Origin of the sequence: Streptomyces pseudogriseolus (assembly GCA_002154585.1) — a bacterium.
Classification (GTDB): domain Bacteria; phylum Actinomycetota; class Actinomycetes; order Streptomycetales; family Streptomycetaceae; genus Streptomyces; species Streptomyces pseudogriseolus.
The window spans coordinates 1-3,574 of the sequence record MUNG01000557.1 but is presented as its reverse complement, the minus strand read 5'-3'; the positions used below and the strand labels follow the sequence as shown (position 1 = coordinate 3,574).

Below are 3,574 nucleotides of genomic sequence, written 5' to 3'. Positions count from 1 at the left end.
TGCCGTTGGTGGAGCCGAGGTCGGCCACGGAGACGCGGCCGTCCGCGCCGACCGTCACCGCGCAGTGCAGCCGGGAGACGTCAGGGTCGTCGAGCGGCACGTCGGCGTCGGCCGAGCGGCCTATACGGATCTCCCCGCCGTGCAGCAGGTGCACCCCGCCCGCGTCGGGCCCCGCGACCACGTGCAGCCGGGTGGGGGTCACGTCCAGCTCGGGGTGCGGCTCGGGCTCGCCCGGCGCGCCCACGGCCAGCACCGCGCCGTCGATCAGCGGGGGCTCGCCCAGCGTGCAGCGCTGGGCGTCCAGGCGCTGGTCACCGGCGTACAGCACGGGCGCGCCCGTGGAGCCGGAGGAGCCGTCGCCGCCGGAGACGGCCGAGGCGAGCGCGGAGGCGACCGCGGCGAGCGCCGTGCCCGCGGGCGCCGTGACCAGCACGTCGCAGCTCGCGGCCCGCTCCCGGGCGGGGGAGGAGGGGCCCAGCGGGTCTACGACGGTCAGCCGGATCTGCATCGCCGTCAGCGGTCCCTTCTGCGCGGGCGCCCGCGACACGGGGGACGAAGCCGCCCCGCGGTCCCCCTCCGCGGACTTCCCCCACCGCCACACGCGCACGTACGGCCAGTACTGCCCGCATCCTCGCACCTGTCACCGACAACGCGCCCGCCTCCGGGCATCAAATGATCTTGATTGGTCGGCTCTGCCCGCAAAAATGCCTGACCAGTGACGCGCGGATGATCGTTGTGCGCCGACTTGAGATCGGTCACGTCCGGCCCGCGGCAACCAACGGACCGGGTCGGGCGTCTTTCCTCCCGACTCCGCCTCCCCGCGGAGGCCACGGGACCGCGGAATCAACGGAACCGTCGAACAGGAACGGGCACCGGCGCGTACCACCCGGCACAGGGCGACGCGGACGTCGGCCGGCCGGTGTCCCGCGCGGCGGCACTACAGTGGGTCGGAACATTCAGCAGGGTGGACCACGGTGTACGCCAGCCAGCGAGCAGCAGGGAGCGCATGACGTGCGGCCGGTAGGGAGCAAGTACCTGCTCGAGGAGCCGCTCGGACGCGGCGCCACGGGCACCGTCTGGCGTGCGCGCCAGCGGGAGACCGCGGGCGCCGAGGCGGCCGTGCCGGGCCAACCCGGCGAGACCGTGGCGATCAAGGTCCTCAAGGAGGAGCTGGCGGGCGACGCCGACGTCGTGATGCGCTTCCTGCGGGAGCGCTCCGTCCTGCTGCGGCTCACCCACCCCAACATCGTCCGGGTCCGCGACCTGGTGGTCGAGGGTGAGCTGCTGGCGCTGGTCATGGACCTCGTCGAGGGCCCCGACCTGCACCGCTACCTGCGGGAGAACGGCCCCTTCACGCCCGTCGCCGCGGCCCTGCTGACCGCGCAGATCGCCGACGCGCTCGGGGCCAGCCACGCCGACGGCGTGGTCCACCGCGACCTCAAGCCCGCCAACGTCCTGCTCAAGCAGCAGGGTGGCGAGCTGCACCCGATGCTCACCGACTTCGGCATCGCGCGCCTCGCCGATTCCCCGGGCCTGACCCGCACCCACGAGTTCGTCGGCACCCCCGCGTACATCGCGCCCGAGTCCGCCGAGGGCCGCCCGCAGACCTCCGCCGTCGACATCTACGGCGCCGGCATCCTGCTGTACGAGCTGGTCACCGGCCGCCCGCCGTTCTCCGGCGGATCCGCGCTCGAGGTGCTGCACCAGCACCTCAGCGCCGAGCCGCGCCGCCCCTCCACCGTCCCCGACCCGTTGTGGACGGTCATCGAGCGCTGCCTGAGCAAGGACCCCGGACGGCGGCCCAGCGCCGAGAACCTCGCGCGCGGCCTGCGGGTCGTCGCCGAGGGCATCGGCGTGCACGCCTCCTCGGCGCAGATCTCCGCCGCGGAGAACGTCGGCGCGCTCCTCGCCCCCGACCCGGCGCCCGCGCCGGTCCCCGGCGCGCCGTCCGCCCCAGGCGCCTCCGACCCCACGCAGGTGCTGCCGCAGAACCCGCCCGGCGCCTACGACCCCAATGCCGCGACCAGCGTCCTGCCGCAGACCGGCCCGAACGGCGCGGCCGACCCCACGGCCGTGATGCCCCCGGTGCCGCCCGGCGGGCCCGGCGGCGGCCCCGAGGACCCGCACCCCTGGCAGAACCAGCTCCGCGCGGCCCGCGACCGCAACGAACAGACCCAGGTCCAGTACCTCGACCCCCACGAGGACCCGCTGCGCCGCCGCCCTCAGCGGCAGGTGGCCCGGCCCCAGCAGCCGCCGCAGCGCCCCCAGCAGCCGCAGCCCGGCCCCGGGTACGGCTACCCGCAGCAGCCCCCGCCGCAGCAGTACGCCCCGCCGCCGGAGCGCCAGCGGCGGCAGCAGCCCCAGCCGCCGCAGCGGTACGCGCCCCCGCCGGAGCCGCAGCGCCCCGCGCGGGAGCCGCGGCAGCCCCGGCAGCGCAGCGCCAACCCGATGCGCATTCCCGGCCTCGGCTGCCTCAAGGGATGCCTGTTCACGCTGCTCATCCTGTTCGTGGCGAGCTGGCTGATCTGGGAGCTGAGCCCGCTCCAGGACTGGATCGGCACGGGCAAGGGCTACTGGGAGCAGCTCAGCGACTGGTTCGGCTCGGTCACGGGCTGGATCGAGGACCTGGGCGGCCCCTCGGACCCGACGAACTGACGCTCGTCTGCCGCTTTGTCGACATCCGGGGCCCGATTTCCGGGTCTCCGGTGAAGGTCACCTGTCCGGACGCGTAGCTTTGGCGACAACACGCGTCGGTAGGAGCAGTCTTGGCACGGAGAATCGGCAGCCGGTACACCGCCCATCAGATCCTCGGGCGGGGCAGCGCCGGCACGGTGTGGCTGGGCGAGGGCCCCGAGGGGCCCGTCGCCATCAAGCTGCTGCGTGAGGATCTCTCCTCGGACCAGGAGCTCGTCGGCCGCTTCGTGCAGGAGCGGACGGCGCTGCTGGGCCTGGAGCACCCGCACGTGGTGTCCGTGCGGGACCTGGTGGTCGACGGCAACGACCTCGCCCTCGTGATGGACCTGGTCCGGGGCACCGACCTGCGCACCCGGCTGGACCGGGAACGCAGACTGGCCCCCGAGGCGGCGGTGGCCATCGCCGCAGACGTCGCCGACGGCCTGGCGGCGGCGCACGCGGCCGGTGTCGTCCACCGCGACGTCAAGCCGGAGAACGTCCTGCTGGACATGCAGGGCCCGCTCGGCCCCGGCGGCTCGCACCGCGCCCTGCTCACCGACTTCGGCGTGGCGAAACTCATCGACACCCCGCGCCGCACCCGCGCCTCGAAGATCATCGGCACGCCGGACTATCTGGCCCCGGAGATCGTCGAGGGCCTCCCGCCGCGCGCCGCCGTCGACATCTACGCCCTCGCCACCGTCCTCTACGAGCTGCTCGCGGGCTTCACCCCGTTCGGCGGCGGCCACCCGGGCGCGGTGCTGCGCCGGCACGTCACCGAGACGGTCGTCCCGCTGCCCGGCATCCCGGACGAGCTGTGGCAGCTGCTGGTGCAGTGCCTGGCGAAGGCCCCGGCGTCCCGCCTGCGCGCGTCGGAGCTGGCCGCCCGGCTGCGGGAGCTGCT

Annotated in this window: 3 protein-coding genes; 2 read left to right on the top strand and 1 reads right to left on the bottom strand. The window is 74.8% G+C overall.

All coding sequences use genetic code 11. The features are described 5' to 3' along the window. Nucleotides 1-508, bottom strand: a 508-nt coding sequence (locus tag CCN29_RS36510) for an FHA domain-containing protein (RefSeq protein ID WP_442538623.1), incomplete at its 3' end; no start/stop codon positions are given. A gap of 503 nt (nucleotides 509-1,011) precedes the next feature. Here CCN29_RS36510 and CCN29_RS32680 point away from each other — a divergent pair. Next, nucleotides 1,012-2,655 carry a serine/threonine-protein kinase gene (locus tag CCN29_RS32680; RefSeq protein WP_031019511.1) on the top strand — a complete coding sequence of 548 codons (1,644 nt, stop codon included), beginning with the start codon at nucleotides 1,012-1,014 and terminating at the stop codon, nucleotides 2,653-2,655. 110 nt (nucleotides 2,656-2,765) lie between these two features. Further along, a partial coding sequence (locus tag CCN29_RS32675; protein WP_086686128.1) for a serine/threonine-protein kinase occupies nucleotides 2,766-3,574 on the top strand: 809 nt, incomplete at its 3' end.